This is a genomic window from Thauera sp. JM12B12 (genome assembly GCF_039614725.1).
Taxonomy (GTDB): Bacteria; Pseudomonadota; Gammaproteobacteria; order Burkholderiales; family Rhodocyclaceae; genus Thauera.
The window spans coordinates 239,325-257,100 of record NZ_CP154859.1 but is presented as its reverse complement, the minus strand read 5'-3'; the positions used below and the strand labels follow the sequence as shown (position 1 = coordinate 257,100).

The 17,776-nt window shown below is 67.6% G+C and carries 19 protein-coding genes; 10 read left to right on the top strand and 9 right to left on the bottom strand.

Features of this window, described 5'->3' with window-relative positions; all coding sequences use genetic code 11:
* The first annotated feature begins 46 nt into the window (after positions 1-46).
* From AAG895_RS01165 to AAG895_RS01150, 4 genes are all read left to right on the top strand, one after another.
* Positions 47-790 carry a hypothetical protein gene (locus AAG895_RS01165; protein WP_345793738.1) on the top strand — a complete coding sequence of 248 codons (744 nt, stop codon included), beginning with the start codon at positions 47-49 and terminating at the stop codon, positions 788-790.
* Between the two features lie 145 nt (positions 791-935).
* On the top strand, positions 936-1,460 hold the full coding sequence (locus AAG895_RS01160) for a hypothetical protein (protein ID WP_345793737.1): 525 nt from the start codon (positions 936-938) through the stop codon (positions 1,458-1,460).
* Positions 1,461-1,697: 237 nt separating this feature from the next.
* Positions 1,698-2,060, top strand: a complete 363-nt coding sequence (locus tag AAG895_RS01155) for a VOC family protein (protein ID WP_345793736.1) — start codon at positions 1,698-1,700, stop codon at positions 2,058-2,060.
* A gap of 137 nt (positions 2,061-2,197) precedes the next feature.
* The gene (locus tag AAG895_RS01150; protein ID WP_345793735.1) at positions 2,198-4,414 is read left to right on the top strand and encodes an OsmC domain/YcaO domain-containing protein; all 2,217 of its coding nucleotides are present in this window, start codon (positions 2,198-2,200) and stop codon (positions 4,412-4,414) included.
* Between the two features lie 15 nt (positions 4,415-4,429).
* On the opposite strand, the gene AAG895_RS01145 is transcribed toward AAG895_RS01150, so the two are convergent.
* Entirely contained in the window at positions 4,430-5,317 is an 888-nt protein-coding gene (locus AAG895_RS01145) for a LysR family transcriptional regulator (protein ID WP_345793734.1), read from the bottom strand.
* Positions 5,318-5,485: 168 nt separating this feature from the next.
* Here AAG895_RS01145 and AAG895_RS01140 point away from each other — a divergent pair, with 168 nt between their 5' ends.
* From AAG895_RS01140 to AAG895_RS01125, 4 genes are all read left to right on the top strand, one after another.
* Positions 5,486-6,601 carry an S-(hydroxymethyl)glutathione dehydrogenase/class III alcohol dehydrogenase gene (locus tag AAG895_RS01140; protein ID WP_345793733.1) on the top strand — a complete coding sequence of 372 codons (1,116 nt, stop codon included), beginning with the start codon at positions 5,486-5,488 and terminating at the stop codon, positions 6,599-6,601.
* A 16-nt stretch (positions 6,602-6,617) separates the two neighbouring features.
* Entirely contained in the window at positions 6,618-7,466 is an 849-nt protein-coding gene (gene fghA / locus AAG895_RS01135) for an S-formylglutathione hydrolase (protein ID WP_345793732.1), read from the top strand.
* A gap of 75 nt (positions 7,467-7,541) precedes the next feature.
* Positions 7,542-7,736, top strand: a complete 195-nt coding sequence (locus AAG895_RS01130) for a type II toxin-antitoxin system VapB family antitoxin (RefSeq protein WP_345793731.1) — start codon at positions 7,542-7,544, stop codon at positions 7,734-7,736.
* A 2-nt stretch (positions 7,737-7,738) separates the two neighbouring features.
* The gene (locus AAG895_RS01125) at positions 7,739-8,110 is read left to right on the top strand and encodes a VapC toxin family PIN domain ribonuclease (RefSeq protein WP_345793730.1); all 372 of its coding nucleotides are present in this window, start codon (positions 7,739-7,741) and stop codon (positions 8,108-8,110) included.
* 97 nt (positions 8,111-8,207) lie between these two features.
* On the opposite strand, the gene AAG895_RS01120 is transcribed toward AAG895_RS01125, so the two are convergent.
* From AAG895_RS01120 to AAG895_RS01095, 6 genes are all read right to left on the bottom strand, one after another.
* Entirely contained in the window at positions 8,208-8,393 is a 186-nt protein-coding gene (locus AAG895_RS01120; RefSeq protein ID WP_345793729.1) for a hypothetical protein, read from the bottom strand.
* Between the two features lie 14 nt (positions 8,394-8,407).
* Positions 8,408-9,100: a DUF799 domain-containing protein gene (locus tag AAG895_RS01115; protein WP_345793728.1), complete on the bottom strand. Its 693-nt coding sequence runs from the start codon at positions 9,098-9,100 to the stop codon at positions 8,408-8,410.
* Positions 9,101-9,111: 11 nt separating this feature from the next.
* Positions 9,112-9,480 (bottom strand): DUF4810 domain-containing protein, encoded by a 369-nt coding sequence (locus tag AAG895_RS01110; RefSeq protein WP_345793727.1) that lies wholly within the window; start codon positions 9,478-9,480, stop codon positions 9,112-9,114.
* Positions 9,481-9,504: 24 nt separating this feature from the next.
* On the bottom strand, positions 9,505-10,194 hold the full coding sequence (locus AAG895_RS01105; protein ID WP_345793726.1) for a CsgG/HfaB family protein: 690 nt from the start codon (positions 10,192-10,194) through the stop codon (positions 9,505-9,507).
* 88 nt (positions 10,195-10,282) lie between these two features.
* The gene (locus AAG895_RS01100) at positions 10,283-13,462 is read right to left on the bottom strand and encodes an SMC family ATPase (RefSeq protein WP_345793725.1); all 3,180 of its coding nucleotides are present in this window, start codon (positions 13,460-13,462) and stop codon (positions 10,283-10,285) included.
* On the bottom strand, positions 13,459-14,628 hold the full coding sequence (locus AAG895_RS01095) for an exonuclease SbcCD subunit D (RefSeq protein WP_345793724.1): 1,170 nt from the start codon (positions 14,626-14,628) through the stop codon (positions 13,459-13,461). Before AAG895_RS01095 ends, AAG895_RS01100 begins: the two co-directional genes overlap by 4 nt.
* A 170-nt stretch (positions 14,629-14,798) precedes the next feature.
* On the opposite strand from AAG895_RS01095, the gene AAG895_RS01090 reads away from it, so the two are divergent.
* Together AAG895_RS01090 and AAG895_RS01085 are read left to right on the top strand one after the other, a co-directional pair.
* The gene (locus AAG895_RS01090; RefSeq protein ID WP_345793723.1) at positions 14,799-15,110 is read left to right on the top strand and encodes a BON domain-containing protein; all 312 of its coding nucleotides are present in this window, start codon (positions 14,799-14,801) and stop codon (positions 15,108-15,110) included.
* Positions 15,111-15,229: 119 nt separating this feature from the next.
* A complete protein-coding gene (locus AAG895_RS01085; protein WP_345793722.1) occupies positions 15,230-16,624 on the top strand; it encodes a CHASE3 domain-containing protein in 1,395 nt (464 codons plus the stop codon).
* 6 nt (positions 16,625-16,630) lie between these two features.
* On the opposite strand, the gene AAG895_RS01080 is transcribed toward AAG895_RS01085, so the two are convergent.
* Both AAG895_RS01080 and AAG895_RS01075 read right to left on the bottom strand, forming a co-directional pair.
* Complete coding sequence (locus AAG895_RS01080) at positions 16,631-17,041, bottom strand: response regulator (protein WP_345793721.1); 411 nt, start codon at positions 17,039-17,041, stop codon at positions 16,631-16,633.
* A gap of 12 nt (positions 17,042-17,053) precedes the next feature.
* Entirely contained in the window at positions 17,054-17,689 is a 636-nt protein-coding gene (locus AAG895_RS01075) for a response regulator transcription factor (protein ID WP_345793720.1), read from the bottom strand.
* Positions 17,690-17,776: the final 87 nt, after the last annotated feature.

The window sequence follows — 17,776 nt, the reverse complement described above, 5'->3', positions numbered from 1 at the left end:
AAATACAGGAGAAAGCGGTGATCGTTCACACAATGAGCAGAAAGTAATGTGGCAGCTCATGGTTTCTATTTTGATTCTTGGGGTAATAGGCTCGGCGCTTAAATGGATCGGCGTTGCGCTGAATATTATATTTTTATATTTTATTCTGCCTGTTGCCGGCCTTTCAATCATATACGTTGTTGGTCGGAGTGTTTATCATGCATTTAATCCCGAGGCGAAGCAAGCTTATTTGGAAAGAAGAGCGAAAGATGCAGAGAGGTATCGAAGGGAAAAAGACCGAGACGAGGCTGAGGCGAGAGCAAAAAAGGAATTAGAAGAGGCTGAGAGGCGAAGAGAGGAGCTTGAGCGTCAACGTCACCGAGATGCCGATCAACAAGTCACGCCATATACATACAAAATTGGCAAGCATGGGAATGAGTCACTTGCTATCAGATATGGGATTGCCAATCAAGAAAGAAAGGTAAAAGAGTATTGGTACTATGCAAAAGGTGGTGAACAGAAAAGGAATCCTAGCAGGGACAGGGTATTATATGAGCCGGCAAATGCAATTCGTTTGCAGAAAACGAGAAGAATAAGCAAGGATTTATATGAGGTGCTTTTAACCGACTTCAGAGACCGCAAAGCGCGGGCAGTTATTGAACCAGGAGCAGAGTATGTTAAGACCTTCTATCCACTTGATGATGATTGGTTTGTGAAAAATTCTGATCTTGAGGAAGCACTAAAGGGCAATAATTCATTTACTTTAAAAGAGTTGGCTACATTTCATATTCAAAAAGCAGTCGGCCTTTAGCCAGCAAGATCCCGCTGACAAGGCACTCCATGGGACGGAAGTTCGCTGTGCTCAATTGCTGCCGGTGAGATTTGCCCTTGAGCGGCGAGGCTCCTCAAACCCATCGGCAGCAATGGGTCGAAACCAGTCAGGGATGAATGAGCAGGTGAAAGAACTGACCCCGCAGACTCTCATGAGCAGCGCTAATAGGCTCATTGAAATTCACATCACCCAGGCAAGGCTTCGTGCGCTTCGCCTCGTTGCGTTTACTGGCGCGGTATTTCCTGGCGAGTGGAGTGTGCAATGGAACGAAGCCATCGTTCCAGATCTGCTCGAGTTCGGCTTCCACGCCAGAAAGGTGAACGAGTTTTGCGGCTTGATGGACGAGGAGTTTGGACCAATCGACGTGAGGATCGTAAAAATCTCGGAAGGCGACCCCGGAATCTGGGAAACGAACTATCGGAATGCCTTGAACGCGCTCATGCACATGCAGACATTCTCTATCGGACACGTGCACGCCGATCATCGACGAATCTTCCTAGCATCGGAGTCGAACCTGATCGCCACGTACATCAAGGTATCGACGGATCGCTTTCCTGAAGTCACGATCAGCCTCTTCGGCTTGGTCGATTGTTTCTTGAACCGAGTTCTTCAAAAGGTGCGTGAGAAGCATCCCCAACTTCGGTTCTAAAGGTTGAAGCCGTGGTGTTGATGCGCTCGGCGCCCAACCACTCGCTCAGGCTGCACCGTTCCAGGACCTGCTTCCGGCACGGCCTATTAGCACGTTGAACGACAGCTTTCCTAAAAGCTCGACGGCGGCAACGGGTCGAACCCAGCCCGTGAGGGATTAGAGAACCACAGATCGATCCTATCCCGTAGGTTTATCCGCCCCAGAACATAGCCATGATCCTCACAAGCAGGTCGTAGAATGAGCCAGACGGTCATTCCGCAATTGCGCATTACCAGTGCCGCGAGCAGCCTGGCTTTCTACGTCGACGGACTGGGCTTCGCCGTCGATTGGAAGCATCAATTTGGACCGGGCTATCCGTGGTTCTTCCAACTTACGCGAGAAGGGCAAACGATCTTTCTCACGGAGCACGCGGGCGATTGCCAGGTCGGCGGGGCCGTCTATTTCAAGGTGCCTGACGTAGACCAACTCGCTGTCTCCATGCGTGAGAAAGGCGTCTCTCGAGTTGAGGGGCCAGACAACACGCCGTGGGGCACGAGAGAAATGGTGGTCACGGACCCGGATGGAAACCGCCTGCGCTTTGCAGCCGAGCTTGACGCATGACATCCCGGTCACCCCGGAGCCGTAGCAGCGTCGCTTAGTCGATCGTTGCAGCCGACTTACGAGAAGCGCCGTTCATCCGCGGGGAAACCGGCGATAATCGCGCCCACTTCACTCAGCGCGCCGCTTCAGCCTCCCCCATGGAAATCAAGGTCAACTTCCTCGACAAGCTTCGTCTCGAAGCCAAGTTCGACGACTTCACGGTCATCGCCGATCAGCCCATCCGCTACAAGGGCGACGGCTCGGCGCCCGGCCCGTTCGATTACTTCCTGGCGTCGTCGGCGCTGTGCGCGGCCTACTTCGTGAAGCTGTACTGCGACACGCGCAACATCCCCACCGACAACATCCGCCTGTCGCAGAACAACATCGTCGATCCGGAGAACCGCTACAAGCAGATCTTCAAGATCCAGATCGAGCTGCCGGCCGACATCTCCGACAAGGATCGTCAGGGCATCCTGCGCTCGATCGACCGCTGCACCGTGAAGAAGGTGGTGCAGACCGGGCCGGCGTTCGTGATCGAAGAGGTGGAGAACCTGGACGCCGATGCCCAGGCCCTGCTGACGCTGAATCCGGATCCGGACGCCCACACCTACATCCTCGGCAAGGATCTGCCGCTGGAGCAGACGATCGCCAACATGTCGAAGGTGCTGGCGGACCTGGGCATCAAGATCGAGATCGCGTCGTGGCGCAATCTGGTGCCCAACGTGTGGTCGCTGCACATCCGCGACGCGCATTCGCCGATGTGCTTCACCAATGGCAAGGGCGCGACCAAGGAGAGCGCGCTGGCCTCCGCCCTGGGCGAATACATCGAGCGGCTCAATTTCAACCACTTCTACAACGACCAGTTCTGGGGCGAGGACATCGCCAACGCGCCCTTCGTGCATTACCCGAACGAGCGCTGGTTCAAGCCCGGCCGCAAGGATGCGCTGCCGGCCGGACTGCTCGACGACTACTGCCGGGCGATCTACGACCCCGAGGGCGAGCTGCGCGCCTCGCATCTGTACGACACCAACTCGGGCAACACGGAGCGCGGCATCTGCGCGCTGCCCTATGTGCGCCAGTCGGACGGCGCGGTGGTGTATTTCCCGACCAACCTCACCGACAACCTCTTCCTCAGCAACGGCATGAGCGCCGGCAACACGCTGGCCGAGGCCCAGGTGCAATGCCTGTCGGAGATTTTCGAGCGTGCGGTGAAGCGCGAGATCATCGAGGGCGAGATCGCGCTGCCCGACGTGCCGGCCGAGGTGCTGGCGAAGTATCCCGGCATCGTCGCCGGCATCGAGGAGCTGGAGCGCCAGGGCTTTCCGGTGCTGGTGAAGGATGCGTCGCTGGGCGGGGTGTATCCGGTGATGTGCGTCACCCTGATGAACCCGCGCACGGGCGGGGTGTTCGTGTCGTTCGGCGCGCACCCGAGCATGGAGGTGGCGCTCGAGCGCAGCCTGACCGAACTGCTGCAGGGGCGCAGCTTCGAGGGCCTGAACGACCTGCCGCCGCCCACCTTCGAGACCGCCGTCGTCACCGACCCGCACAACTACGTCGAGCACTTCATCGATTCCAGCGGCGTGGTGTCGTGGCGCTTCTTCAGCGCGCGCGCCGATCACGAATTCGTCGAGTGGGATTTCTCCGGTCACGGCGAGAATTCCAACGCCGACGAGGCCGCGACCCTGTTCGACATCCTCGCCGACATGGGCAAGGAGGCCTACATGGCGGTGCACGACCAGCTCGGCGCCATCGCCTGCCGCATCCTGGTGCCGGGCTATTCCGAGGTCTATCAGGTCGACGACCTGATCTGGGACAACACCAACAAGGCGCTACGCTTCCGCGACGACATCCTCAACCTGCACCGCCTCGACGACGACGCGCTGGAGGCCTTGCTCGACCGCCTGGAAGAGAGCGAACTCGACGATTACACCGACATCATCACGCTGATCGGCATCGAGTTCGACGAGAACACGGTGTGGGGCCAGCTCACGATTCTGGAACTGAAGCTGCTGATCCACCTCGCCCTGCAGCAGTTCGAGGAGGCGAAGGAGCGCGTCGAGGCCTTCCTGCAATACAACGAGAACACGGTCGAGCGCGTGCTGTTCTACCAGGCCCTGAACGTGGTGCTGGAGGTGGTGCTGGACGACGAGCTGGCGCTGGACGACTACGTCGCCAACTTCCGCCGCATGTTCGGCAACGCGCGCATGGACGCGGTGCTGGGCTCGGTGGACGGCAGCGTGCGCTTCCACGGCCTGACGCCGACGAGCATCAAGCTCGAAGGGCTGGATCGACACCAGCGACTGATCGACAGCTACCGGAAGCTGCACGCGGCGCGGGCGAAGGTGGCAGCGCGAACTGCATCAGCTGCCGCCTGACACTCGCAGCCCCGACTACGGAAACCGCCCGCCCTCGCCGAAATACGCCACCAGCCGGTCGAACACCAGCCGTATCCGCGCCGCCACCGGGCCGCGCTGCGGGCGGTACACCGACAGGCTCCACGGCTCGGGCGCCAGCTCGGGCAGGACCTCGACCAGCCGGCCCGCGCGCAGGTGCGGCGCGGCCAGGTAGGCGGTGAGCTGGCCGAAGCCGACGCCGGCGAGCACCGCCTCGGCCTCGGCGCCGGTGTCGTCGGTGGCGAAGGTGGGCGCGCGCGGCAGCCACTGCTGGCCGCCGGCGAGGAACCACGCCCACGGCCGCCCGGTGTTGGGGTCGATGGCGACCGTCGTCGGGCGCTCGGCCAGATCCTGCAGCGTCTTCGGCGCGCCGCAGCGCGCAAGCAGCTCGGGCGCGGCGACGATGTGGAAGGACACGCTCGACACCGCGCGCGCGACGAAGCGGCTGTCGCGCAGCACGCCGACGCGGATGCCGATGTCGATCTGCTCATCGACCACGTCGGCGAACTGGTCGGAGGAGCGCAGGTCGAGCTGCAGCCCGGGATGCTGCGCGCACAGCTCGCCCAGCACCCGCATCAGCCCGTGACGGCCGAGCGCCCGCGGCGCGGTGATGCGCACCAGGCCGGCGAGCTCACTGGCGTGCGCCTGCTCGGCGCCCTGGAAGATCGCGTCCACGCCCTGCAGGCTCAGCCGCGCGCGCGCCGCGAGCTGCTCGCCGGATTCGGTGATGCGGTTGTGGCGGGTGTTGCGATGGAAGAGCAGCTCGCCAACGTGGTCTTCCAGCTCCTTCACCGCGCGCGTCACCGCCTGCGGCGAAACGCCCAGGCGGGTGGCGGCTTCCTTGAAGTTGCGCGACTCGGCGGCGGTGCAGAAGATGCGCAGCATTTCGAGGCGGTTCAGAATTGGGTACTCCTGACAAGACGGAAGGGGATGGCCGACTATTCCAGCACTAGGAATACTGAAATCTGAAATTATCCATTTATCGGATTTAGCCGCATACGGATACTTTCAGGGTCGCGGGCCCTGCGCCCGCTTGCCTCCAGGATTCCCGCCATGACCATCAAGTCCCGTGCCGCGGTCGCCTTTGCCGCCAACCAGCCCCTGCAGATCGTCGAAGTGGATGTCGAACCGCCGAAGAAGGGCGAAGTGCTCGTGCGCATCGTCGCCACCGGCGTGTGCCATACCGACGCCTTCACGCTGTCGGGTGACGACCCCGAGGGCATCTTCCCGTCCATCCTCGGCCACGAGGGCGGCGGCATCGTCGAGGCGGTGGGCGAAGGCGTAACCTCGCTCGCGGTCGGCGACCACGTGATCCCGCTGTACACGGCCGAATGCCGCGAGTGCAAGTTCTGCAAGTCGGGCAAGACCAACCTGTGCCAGGCCGTGCGCGCCACCCAGGGCAAGGGCCTGATGCCCGACGGCACCACCCGCTTCTCGTACCAGGGCCAGCCGATCTACCACTACATGGGCACCTCGACCTTCTCGGAATACACCGTGGTGCCAGAGATCTCGCTCGCCAAGATCCCCAAGGACGCACCGCTGGACAAGGTCTGCCTGCTCGGCTGCGGCGTCACCACCGGCATCGGCGCGGTGCTCAACACCGCCAAGGTGGAAGAAGGCGCCAGCGTGGCCATCTTCGGCCTCGGCGGCATCGGCCTGGCGGCGATCATCGGCGCCAAGATGGCCAAGGCCGGGCGCATCATCGCGGTCGACATCAACCCCGCCAAGTTCGACATCGCCCGCGAGCTGGGCGCGACCGACTTCGTCAATCCGAAGGACTACGACAAGCCGATCCAGGACGTGATCGTCGAGCTGACCGACGGCGGCGTGGATTACTCCTTCGAGTGCGTGGGCAACGTCAAGCTGATGCGCGCCGCGCTCGAGTGCTGCCACAAGGGCTGGGGCGAGTCGACCATCATCGGCGTGGCCGGCGCGGGGCAGGAGATCAGCACCCGCCCCTTCCAGCTCGTTACCGGCCGGGTGTGGCGCGGCAGCGCCTTCGGCGGCGTCAAGGGCCGCACCGAACTGCCGAGCTACGTGCAGAAAGCGCAGAAGGGCGAGATCCCGCTCGACACCTTCATCACCCACAACATGCCGCTCGAGGACATCAACCAGGCCTTCGACCTGATGCACGAGGGCAAGAGCATCCGCACGGTGATTCATTTCTGATCGGGGAGAAACGACGGTGAGCCTGGAAATCCTCAGCACCCAGAAGAGCTTCGGCGGCTGGCACAAGCGCGTCCGCCACCACTCGAAGGTGCTCGGCTGCGACATGGTGTTCGCGGTCTACCTGCCGCCGCAGGCCGAACAGCCGGGCGCCCGCCTTCCGGTGCTGTACTGGCTGTCCGGGCTCACCTGCACCGACGAGAACTTCATGCAGAAGGCCGGCGCGCAGCGCATGGCGGCCGAGCTCGGCCTCGTCATCGTCGCCCCCGACACCAGCCCGCGCGGCGCCGACGTACCGGGCGACCCCGACGGTGCCTGGGACTTCGGCCACGGCGCCGGCTTCTATGTCAATGCCACGCAGGCCCCCTGGTCGCGCCACTACCGCATGCACGACTACGTGGTCGAGGAACTCCCCGCGCTGGTCGAGGCCAACTTCCCCGCCTCCGACCGCCGCGGCATCAGCGGCCACTCCATGGGCGGCCACGGTGCGCTGGTGTGCGCGCTGCGCAACCCGGGGCGCTACCGCTCGATGTCGGCCTTTGCGCCGATCGTCAATCCGATGCACTGCCCCTGGGGCGAAAAGGCCTTCTCGCGCTACCTCGGCGAGGACCGCGCGCAGTGGCGCGAGTGGGATGCGTGCGAGTTGATCGCACAGGCCCGCGAACGCCTGCCGCTGCTGGTCGACCAGGGCGAAGCCGACGGCTTCCTCGCCGAGCAGCTCAAGCCCGAGGCTCTGCAAGCCGCCGCTGCAACCGCCGGCCACCCGCTGACGCTACGGCTGCAGCCGGGCTACGACCACAGCTATTACTTCATCGCCAGCTTCATCGAGGATCACCTGCGGCATCACGCGCGGGCGCTGGGGAGATAGGCTCCTGAGTCTGAAAAGGCATCAAAATCCGCATCTCATGATGCTATATTTGGTGCGCACGTACAGGAGGCTCCCATGCGTACCACTCTCGCGCTCGACGACGACTTGCTTGCCAAGGCACAAGCCCTCACCGGCATGACGGAGAAGACCCAACTGGTTCGCGAGGCCTTGCGCGCGCTGATACAACGTGAAAGCGCAAAACGCCTCAGCCTGCTCGGCGGCTCCGAACCGCAGCTCCGGGATGTCCCGCGGCGCCAAACGGCGCCTTGAGCATGATCCTGGTCGATACCTCGATCTGGATCGATCACCTGCGCGCGGGCGACGAACACCTCTGCGCGCTACTCGACCACAGCGGAGTGCTCTCGCACCCGTCAGTCGTGGGAGAACTCGCCCTCGGCAACCTGAACAACCGCAGTGCCATCCTGGACGCAATGCGCCAACTGCCCAGAGCGCAGGTCGCGACGGATGATGAGATCTTGTGCTTCATCGAGGCGCACACACTCTTCGGCCTCGGGATCGGCTACGTCGATGTGGGTCTCCTGGCTGCAACCCGGCTTACGCCCGGCGCCAAGCTCTGGACGCGTGATAAGCGACTGCTCGCGGCAAGCAGTCGTCTTGAGCTGGCCTACTTGCCCGCACATTGATCAAGACGTGCGCACGCGCACCCTGCTCCCCTGCGTCACCTGGGTCGGTGCGGCGATCCGTTGGTTCATCTCGTCGACGACCAGAGCGGGCGAGGCATCAGCGGTGGGCTCGAGGCGGCTCGACGTCATTGCCGGCTTCCAGCTCAGCCAGCCAGGCATCCGCCTCGGCGCGGGTCACATGCAGGCCGGTGCCCACGTGATGCGCCCATGCTTCGAGTGCGGCCTCGCGAAAGGCATCACTCGGCCTCCTCGACATCTGGTCTTGTTCGAAAGCCGCACGCATCAGCCCTCCTCGCGTCAGCGCCCAGCCGTGCCATCCTTCTGGTAATTCGGCGAACGCGGCCCGTACAGGATGCCGTTCGGCCGCCCCGCCGCCAGCAGCCGGGTGCTGGTGATGCCGGCGACGGGATGCGACTGGTTGGTCACGCTCTCGACGATCTGCGCGACCACCGCCTGCACCAGCAGGCCGACCAGCCCGCCGCTCGAGCTGCGGCCTTCGGCGCTGGAGGCGGTGGCCTCGCCCTGCCACAGCAGCTGCTCGCTGCGCAGGTCGATGAGCTTCGCCTCGGCGGTGACGCGGCTCTCGCTCGCGAGCACGGCGTAGCTGGTGCCGTACTGCTTGATGTTGATGTAGAGCGCGGCGTCGGCGCCGAAGATCTCGCGCAGCTTCTGCAGCCCGACCTCGTGCATCTCCGGCGGGTTGTAGAGCCCGTTCTGGCGGAAGGTCTCGTCCACCAGGCTGACCGGCAGCACGTAGTAGCCGGACTCCGCCAGTGGCTGGGTGACCTGCGCCAGCATGCTGTAGGTGGCGGCGACGTCGGGCGAGCTGTTGAGCGGCGGCAGGACCAGGATCGAGGTCGGGCGGCTCTGCTTGAAGGCGCTGTAGTCGTAGGGCGTGGGCGTGGCGCAGCCGGTGGCGACCAGGGCCGCGACCGCAGCGACGGCCAGCCCGGCGCGCGAAAGGCAGAGGGAGGGGATTCGGAATCGCATCGTCGTTCGCCTCATTGCGCGCGCTTGAACTTGGCCAGCAGGAAGTCCATGTAGGACGCGCTCTCGGGGTAGAGCGCCTTCTCGGCCTCGAAGTACTTCAGCATCTGGTCGGTCTGCTCGCCCTCGGCGTAGAGCAGGCCGAGGTGGGCGTTGTATCCGGGCGGCACCGGCTTGCCGGCGGCACGCGCCTTCTCCAGGCCGGCTTCCAGGCTGGCGATCTGCTCCTGCGGCCCGGTCTCCTTGGTGAAGTGCCCGTAGAGCGCCGGCTGGTAGTCGCCCCAGTAGTAGAGCGGCCCGGGCCCGGTGGCGCAGCCGGTGAGCAGCAAAGTGGCGGCGAGCGGCACGCCGGCCGCCAGCCGTGAAAGGGAGGAACGCTTCATCGTCGATGTTCCGGTTCGGGTGGATCAGCGACCCGGCTGCCAGGCGCCGGACTCGATGCCCTCGACCAGGCGATTGACCGCCTCGCGCATGGCGAGGTCGAGCACCTTGCCGTTGAGCGTGGAGTCGTAGCTCGCGGTGCCGCCGAAGCCGATCACCTCGCGGTTGTCGAGGCTGTATTCGCCGGCGCCCTGGGTCGAATAGACGACCTCCGAGGTCTCGACGTTGACCACGTTGAGATTGACCTTGGCATAGGCGACCTGCGACTTGCCGCGGCCGAGGATGCCGAACAGCTGGCGGTCGCCGGTTTCCTTGCGGCCGAACTCGGTGACGTCGCCGGTGATGACGAAGGTGGCGCCCTTGATGTTCTGCGCCGACTTGGCGAGCGCCGCCTCCTGCTTGATCTCCGGCATGTTGTCGCGGTCGAGCACGTTGAAGCGGCCGGTCTGCTGCAGGTGGGTGATCAGGATGGTCTTGGCCTGGCTGCCGAGGCGATCGACGCCGTCGGTGAAGATGCCGCGCATGAAGCTCGAGCGGTTGTCGAACTTGCCCACCGCGATGAGGCTGCGCGGACCGTTGTACGTGGTACCGGCAGAAGCGACCTTGGCGACTTCGAGCGTGCGCGATTGTTCGGTGGCGCAGCCGGACATGAGGGCGACGCCGCCGAGCAGCACGACAGCGGCAGCGACTTTACGGAGGGCGGATTTGCGAGGCATGGCGTCGGACTCCAGGTTATGCCAAAAAGATAGAAGACGGCATTCTAGCGCGCAGACGTGCTGGCATGCCATGGGCTTGTGTCGGTCTTCACGCCCGCACCCTCACCCGGCTCCCCCGCACCCCCTGCACCACCTCGATCGCCACGTCGATCTGCTGCTTCATCTCCTCGACGTGCGAGATCACGCCCACGGTGCGGCCGCGCTGCTGCAGGTCGATGAGCGCCTTCATCGCCATGTCGAGCGACTCGGGGTCGAGGCTGCCGAAGCCTTCGTCAATGAACAGGGTGTCGAGCTGCACGCCGCCGGCGTAGGCCTGGACGACGTCGGACAGCCCGAGCGCAAGCGACAGCGAGGCCATGAAGCCTTCGCCGCCGGACAGCGTGCTCGCCGGGCGAGTGCGGCCGGTGTATTCGTCGAAGACCTCGAGGTCGAGACCGCCGGCGCGGCGGGCATCGGCGAGATCCTCGCGGCGCTGGAGCTCGTAGCGGCCGCGGCTCATCGCCGCCAGGCGCAGCGAGGCGGCGCGCAGCACGTCGTCGAGCAGCGCGGCGAGCACGTAGCGCTGGAAGGTGAGGTTGCGGCCGTTGGCGCCGTTGGCGATGTCGGCGAGATGGCCGACGACGCGGTATTCGGCCTCGATGGCGCCGGATTGGCGGGCGATGTCGTCGAGGCGGGCGAGGGTTTCGCCGAGCGTGGCGAGCGCGCCGCGGGCGTAGGCGAGGCGGGCCAGCACGGCCTCGACGGCGGCGCGGGCAGTGGCGGTGCGGGCGTCGAGCGCGGCGAGGTCGGGGCGGGTGAGGTCGGCGATGGCAAGCGTGGCGCGCTCAGCGCGTTCGCGGGCGGCGGCGCGGCGATGGTCGGCGTCGCGGATGGTGGCTTCGAGCGCGGCGATGCGCTCGGCGGGGATCAGCGCCGCGCGCCACGCCGCCTCGGCCTGCGCGAGCTCACGATCGGCCCGCTCGCCCCCGGTGGGCGCGGGCTTGCCCGCGAACGAAGACAGGCTCACCGCCGCAGCATCGCCTTCCTCGAAGGCCTCACTTCCGATACCTGCATCAACGCCCGCCGACCAGAAGCCCGCTGCCTGCAATGCAATCCCGAACTGCGCAAGCGCCTCGTCGACCCGCGCCCCGGCCGCCTGCACGGCCTCGCCCAGCGTGGCGTGCTGCGCGCGCAGACCCGCCGCGCGGCTGGCCGCTTCGCCGTGGGCGCTGTGCGCCTGCTGCAAGGCCCGATCGAGGCGCTCGCGCGTCGCCTGCGCGCCAGCGAGCGCTGCCTGCAGCGCGGCGGGCGTGCGCAAGGCTTCGGGCACGCCGGCACGCCGCTCGTCGGCGACGTGTTGCGCCGAGCGCGCCGCGCTCGCCGCCTCGACGGACTGCGCGCGCGCCTGCTCGCAAGCGGTGGCGGCGCGGGCGAGTTCGGCGTCGAGCGCGATCACCTGCTCGCGCAGCGGCGCGAGCGCCGCCGCGGCGGCGCGGGCGGCGTCGAGCTGGCGGCGCAGCTCGGCGAGCTCGTCTGCCGCGACCACCGGCGTATCCGCCGGTTGAAGCGCCCCCGCGCGGGTGTCGACCTCGGCGGCGGCCTTGGCGCGCGCGAGCTCGGCGGCGTTGAGTGCCTGGCGCGCGCCATCGAGCGCCGCCTCGGCTGCGCGCGCAGCGTCCGCCGCGTCCTGCAGCGCCTGCTCGGTGGGCAGTTCGCCTTCGTGGCGCGCGGGCGCGGGGTGCTCGGCGCTGCCGCACACCGGGCAGGGCGCGCCCTCGTGCAGGTGGCGGGCGAGGATGGCAGCCTGGGCCTGGCGCCAGCGGGTGTCGAGCGCGGTGAAGGCGGCGCGGGCTTCAGTCGCGGCGCGTTGCGCACCATCGCAGGCCTGGCGCGCCTTGGCCTCGCTGGCCTCGCGCTGGGCGAGCTGCGCGCGCGCGGCGGCCAGTGCGGCGAGCGCCTGGGCGCGCTGCTCGGCCTGCTGCAGGCGCAGCGCGAGAGCGGGGACGTCGGCGGCGAGGGGCTGAATCACCTCGATGCGGGCCGCAAGCTCGCTGCGGCGGTTGGCCAGCGTCTGCTGCTGCGCGGTGGTGGTGGCGAGCGCCTTGTCGGCGGCGATGCGGGCGGCCTCGCAGCGCTGGGCCTCCGTGTCGGCCTGGGCGAGGCGCGTCACCGTCTCGGCGAGCGCCTCCAGACGCAGCAGTTCGCGCTGCGCCGCCTCGCGCTCGGGCGCACGCGCCACTTCGGTCTGTAGCGCGGTTTCCGCTGCGCTCAGGCGGCGAGCGGCTTCGGCAGCTTCGTTCGCGATTCGCGCTTCGCGCTCGCGCGCCTCTTCGGCGCCACGGCGCGCGGCGGCCAGCGCGCTGTCGGCGGGCACCACCTGTAGCGCGCGCCGGGCCTGCTCCAGGCGCAAGCGCTGGGCGTCGAGTTCGGTCCTCCCGGCCTCGAGCGCTTCGAGCGCCACACTCGCCGCGGCCGCTTCGGCAAACTGCGCCTCGACCGCCTGCCCCTGCTGCAGCGCGGCGCGCGCGGCAGCGTCCTCGGTGCGCGCCTGCTGCTCGGCATCGGCCAGCGTCGCCAGTTCGGCCTGCAGCGCATCGCGGCGGGCGACGAGCGCCTCGATCGTGTCCGCCCCCGCCTGCTCGAGCAGGGTCCGGCGCTGCAGCGCGGCCTGCTCGCCACGTTCGCGCAGCGCGGCGGCCTCGGCCTTCAGCGCGTCCTGCAGGCGCTTGTAGGTGGCGGTGCCGAACAGGGTCTCGAGGATCTTCTCGCGCTCGGCCGAGCTCGCCGCCAGCAGCTTGCGAAACTGGCCCTGCGGCAGCAGCACGACCTGGCGGAACTGTTCGGCCTTGAAGCCGAGCAGTTCCTCGACGAGCGCGGTGACCTCGGTGGTCTTGTGCGCGAGCGGCATCCACGTCTCGTCGTCCGCTTCCAGCCGGTAGAGCTCGGCCTTGGCGAGCACCTTGACCAGCTTGTCGCCACGCAGCGCGGCGCGCTCCTGTTCGGGAATGCGTTTGACGCGGTAGCGACGCTCGCCGAGCGCGAACTCGAATTCGACCTCGGTCTGCACGCTGGCGTCGGCATGGTGGCTGCGCATCTCGCGCGCGCTGCGCTCGCCGCCCGAGGTGTCGCCATAGAGCGCGTAGGTGATGCCGTCGAGGATGGAGGTCTTGCCCGCGCCGGTGGGGCCGGCGATGAGGAACAGGCAGCCTGACGGCAGCAGGGTGAAATCCACCCCTTCGCAGCCGGCAAACGGCCCGAAGGCCTGCAGGGTGAGCTTGAGCGGCTTCATGCGGCGCGCGCCTCCTGTTCGAGGCGGTCGACGACGCGATCGAGCGCGGCCTGTGCGGCGGGTTCCAGCGCCACGCCGGTGGTCTCCTGATGAAAGCTGGCGAAGAGATCCTGGATGCGGGTGCGGCGGTGGTCGGCGGCGGCGCGCCCCGGACCGTCGCCGATCAGCGCCGGGCGCTCGATCGCGAGCGCGTTGGGATACGCGCTGCGCAGCTTGCCCATGGCGTCGAGCAGCGCGCCCTGGTCGGTGAGGCGGGCGAGCAGGTAGTCGTCGCGCGCCGGGTCGGTGGCGGCGGCGGCCACCAGCGCGGCGAGCTCGCCCTCGAGGATGCGCAGGTCGCGGCGCGGCACCAGCGCGATGCGCTCGACCGTGCAGTTGCCCTCGGCGCCCATCTCGACGAGGTTCGCCGATTTGGCGTGGTCGGCCTCGGCGAAGGAGTACTTGAGCAGCGAGCCGGCGTACTGGATGCGCGCGTTGCGCCAGGGTTCGGCGCCCTCGCCCCCCAGCGCCTGCGGGCGGTGCAGGTGCCCAAGCGCCACGTAGTCGAAACCGACGAACACCTCGGCGCCGACCGCGCCCGTTCCGCCGACCGACAGCGGGCGCTCGGACTCGCTCTCCGCCCCGCCCTGCACGAAGGCATGGGCGACCACCACCGCACGCCGGCCGGGCGCGCGTGCGGCGCGTACCGCTGCGGTCTGGGCGGCGAGCGCGGCGTGATGATCGGTGATCGACTCGTCCCCGCTGGCGCTGCGCACCAGCGCCGGCTCGGCATACGGCAGGGCGTGGATCTCGACCTCGCCGTGCGCGTCACGCAGCACCAGCGGCGCGGCGTCCATCTCCACCGGCCCGCGCACCACCAGCCCGGCACGCTGCAGCAACCCGGAGCCGAATGCGAGGCGGTCGGGGCCGTCATGGTTGCCGGCGATCAACACCACCGGGATCTTCAGTTCCAGCACCAGCTGCTCGAGCACCAGGCCGAGCAGGCGCACCGCGTCGGCCGGTGGCACCGAGCGGTCGTAGATGTCGCCGGCGAGCAGGATGGCGTCGGGCCGGGTGTCGGCGGCGATGCGCACGAACTGCTGCAGCACGTGGGCCTGGTCTTCGAGCAGGGAGACGCCGTGATAGACACGGCCGAGATGCCAGTCGGCGGAATGAAGGAAGCGCATCGGGACGGGAAGGTACAGATCGGGGCGGGGATGCCGTGCGGGAATTGTCCTACAGCGCAATCCGCACTGTCGGACAGCGTGCAGGCGGCGGGGAGCATACATTTGAATCGCATCGCAGGGGCGACGACGCCCGTCCCGCCCCGAACGACAGATCCACCAAGGAGACCACCATGAAACACACCGCCGCCACCCTCGCCCTGTCCGGCCTGCTCGCCTTCACCGCAGTCGGCTGCGCCGTCACCCGCGACCAATCGACCGTCGGCGAATACGTCGATGACGCGACCATCACCACGCGGGTGAAAGCCAAGTTCGCCGAAGACCCGACCGTGAGCGCGATGGCGATCAGCGTGGAGACGCTGAAGGGCACGGTGCAGCTGTCCGGCTTCGCCAAGAGCACCGCCGAGCGCAATCGCGCGGTCGACATCGCCCGCAGCACGCCGGGCGTGAAGGCGGTGAAGAACGACATCGCGATCCGGCCCTGAGCGCGCGCAGCGGCCCCGGCATGATGACGAGGCCGCTGCTTGCCGAGGGCGCGGACTTGCGCACAGCCGGCACGTGCGCCGGACTTTCGCGCAGGCGTGGGCTAGGATAGGACAGGTTCATGGATTCGATGCCGGAGCCCCTGCCCTTGCCCCCTGCGCCCTCCCGCCTGCCGCGCCCACGCGCGGGCCTGCTGATCGCCGTGCTGCTGCTGAGCTTCGTGCTCGGGCTGGCGTGGCTGGTCGCGGGCCAGTGGCAAACCGAGTCGAGCCGCGCCGCACTCGAGGACTTGCGCGCGCGCTCGGTTCGGCTCCATCACCTCGACACCCTGCTGCTGCAGATGCTCGACGCCGAGTCGAGCGTGCGCGGCTACCTGCTCACCCGCAACCCGGTGTATCTCAGGCCCTACCAGGAGGGCCAGGCCGGGCTCGAAGCCACGCTGGGCGCGCTGCGCGCAGACGCGTGGACGGACGAAGGCCAGCGCGAGACCGTCGACCATCTGGCGCTGCTGATCGACATGCGCTGGAGCCTGCTCACCCAGGCGATCGAGCGCGGCGTGCCACCCACGGCCGTCCAGCCCGACGGCGGCACCGGCAAGCAGGTCACCGACGACATCCGCGCCCGCATCCTGACGCTGCGCGCCGCCACCCAGGCCGAGATCGACGCCACCCAGGACGGCGCCTTCGCACGCTTTGCCGACGCGCGCACGATGAACCGCGTGCTCGGCGCCAGCGTGCTGGCGCTGCTGCTGGTGCTGGTCGTGGTGCTGTACCGTCAGGACCGCCTGCGCGAACGCATGGCGCAACTGCTGCACTCGGAGAACGAGCGCCTGCACACCGAGGTCGCCCACCGCACGCAGGAACTCAGCAGCCTCGCCAGCTACCTGACCAACGCCCGCGAAGCCGAGAAGGCACGCCTGGCGCGCGAGCTGCACGACGAGCTCGGTGCCCTGCTCACGGCCGCCAAGCTAGACGCCGGCTGGATCGTGCGCACGCTGCCGGCCGACAGCCTGGCGCCGCTGCGCGGCCGCTTCGACCGCCTGCTCGACACACTGAACCAGGGCATCGCGCTCAAGCGCAAGGTGGTGGCCGACCTGCGCCCGCCCCTGCTGTCCGAGCTCGGTCTGGTCGAGGCGCTGCGCGCGCTGCCCGACAGCGGCGACATCGGCGAGCACGGCGGCGCGCTCGAGATCGACCTGCCCGAGTCCCTGCCCGAGCTGCCGCCTCCGACCGCACTCGCGCTCTACCGCATCGCGCAGGAGGCGCTGACCAACGTGCGCCGCTATGCGCAGGCGACGCGCGTGCGCCTGCGCCTGCGCATCGAGGGCGACGAGCTGGAACTGACGGTGGAGGACAACGGCGTCGGCTTCGACCCGGCCGCGCGCGGCGACGACCGCCACGGCCTCGCCGGCATGGCGCACCGGGTGCAGATGCTCGCCGGCCGTCTGGACATCGACAGCGCGCCGGGCCAGGGGACGCGCATCACCGCGCGCGTACCGTTCGCGCGCATGCACTGAAGGGGCTCAGCCCGCAACCGCGGCCTGGACGAAGTCGATCAGCTCGTCGAGCTGGAAGGATTTGTCGAAGAAGCGCTCGACGCCGAGCTGCGCGCAGCGCGCGCGCACCGGCGCGTGGCCGTAGTTGGAGAACACCACCGCGCGCGGACGTCCGAAGCGCGCCGGCTCGGCCTGCAGCTGGCGCAGCACGCCCAGGCCGCTGCCCGCGCGCAGTTCGAGATCGACGATCGCCAGGTCGGGGCATTGGGTCTCGAGCGCGGCGAGCGCGCCCTGCTCGTCCTCGGCCTCGGCCACCACGGCGACGCCGTCGAGCTCCTCGAGCATCTCGCGGAGCATGCCACGCAGCATCGCCGAGTCCTCGATCAGCACGACGCGCAGCCCCGGCGCGGCGGATTCGGATCGAAGCGGCGCCGTCATCGCTCCGCCTCCCTACTCCAGGATCAGCCCGTGGCGCAGCGCGTAGGTGGCCAGCTCGGCATTGCTGCCCACGCCGAGCTTCTCCAGCAGGCGGGTGCGGTAGGTGCTGACGGTCTTCACGCTCAGGTTCAGCACCTCGGCGATGTCCGACACCGACTCGCCGCGCGCCAGGCGCAGGAAGACCTGCAGCTCGCGGTCGGACAGCTTCTCGTGCGGCGCGCCCCCGCCCCCGCCGCCGAGCTCCTCGGCGAGCAGCTCGGCGGTGCGCGCCGACACGTAGCGCCGGCCCTGCGCCACGGTGCGGATGGCCTGCAGCAGTTCCTCGCGCGAGCAGTCCTTGCACAGGTAGCCGTCGGCGCCGTTGCGGATCATCGCCAGCGCGTAGCGTTCTTCCGGAAAGCCGGACAGCATCAGCACGCGCACGCCATCAAAACGCTGGCGCACCGCGCGCAGCACGTCGACGCCGCTCTGGCCGGGCAGGGACAGGTCGAGCAGCAGCACGTCGACCGGCTGCGCGCGCAGGGCTTCGAGCGCGGCCTCACCCGAGGCCGCCTCGAACGCGATCTCGAGGCCGAGCTCGTCGGCCAGCAGTTCGCGAAAGCCGGCGCGCACGATCTGGTGGTCGTCGACGATGGCGATGCGCAGCATGGGCGAAGGTCCGGAGTGCGGTGAATGGGCGCCAGCATAGCCGAAGCGGGCCGGTGAGGCTGGCGCCGTCCGCGACGCGGGCCATGG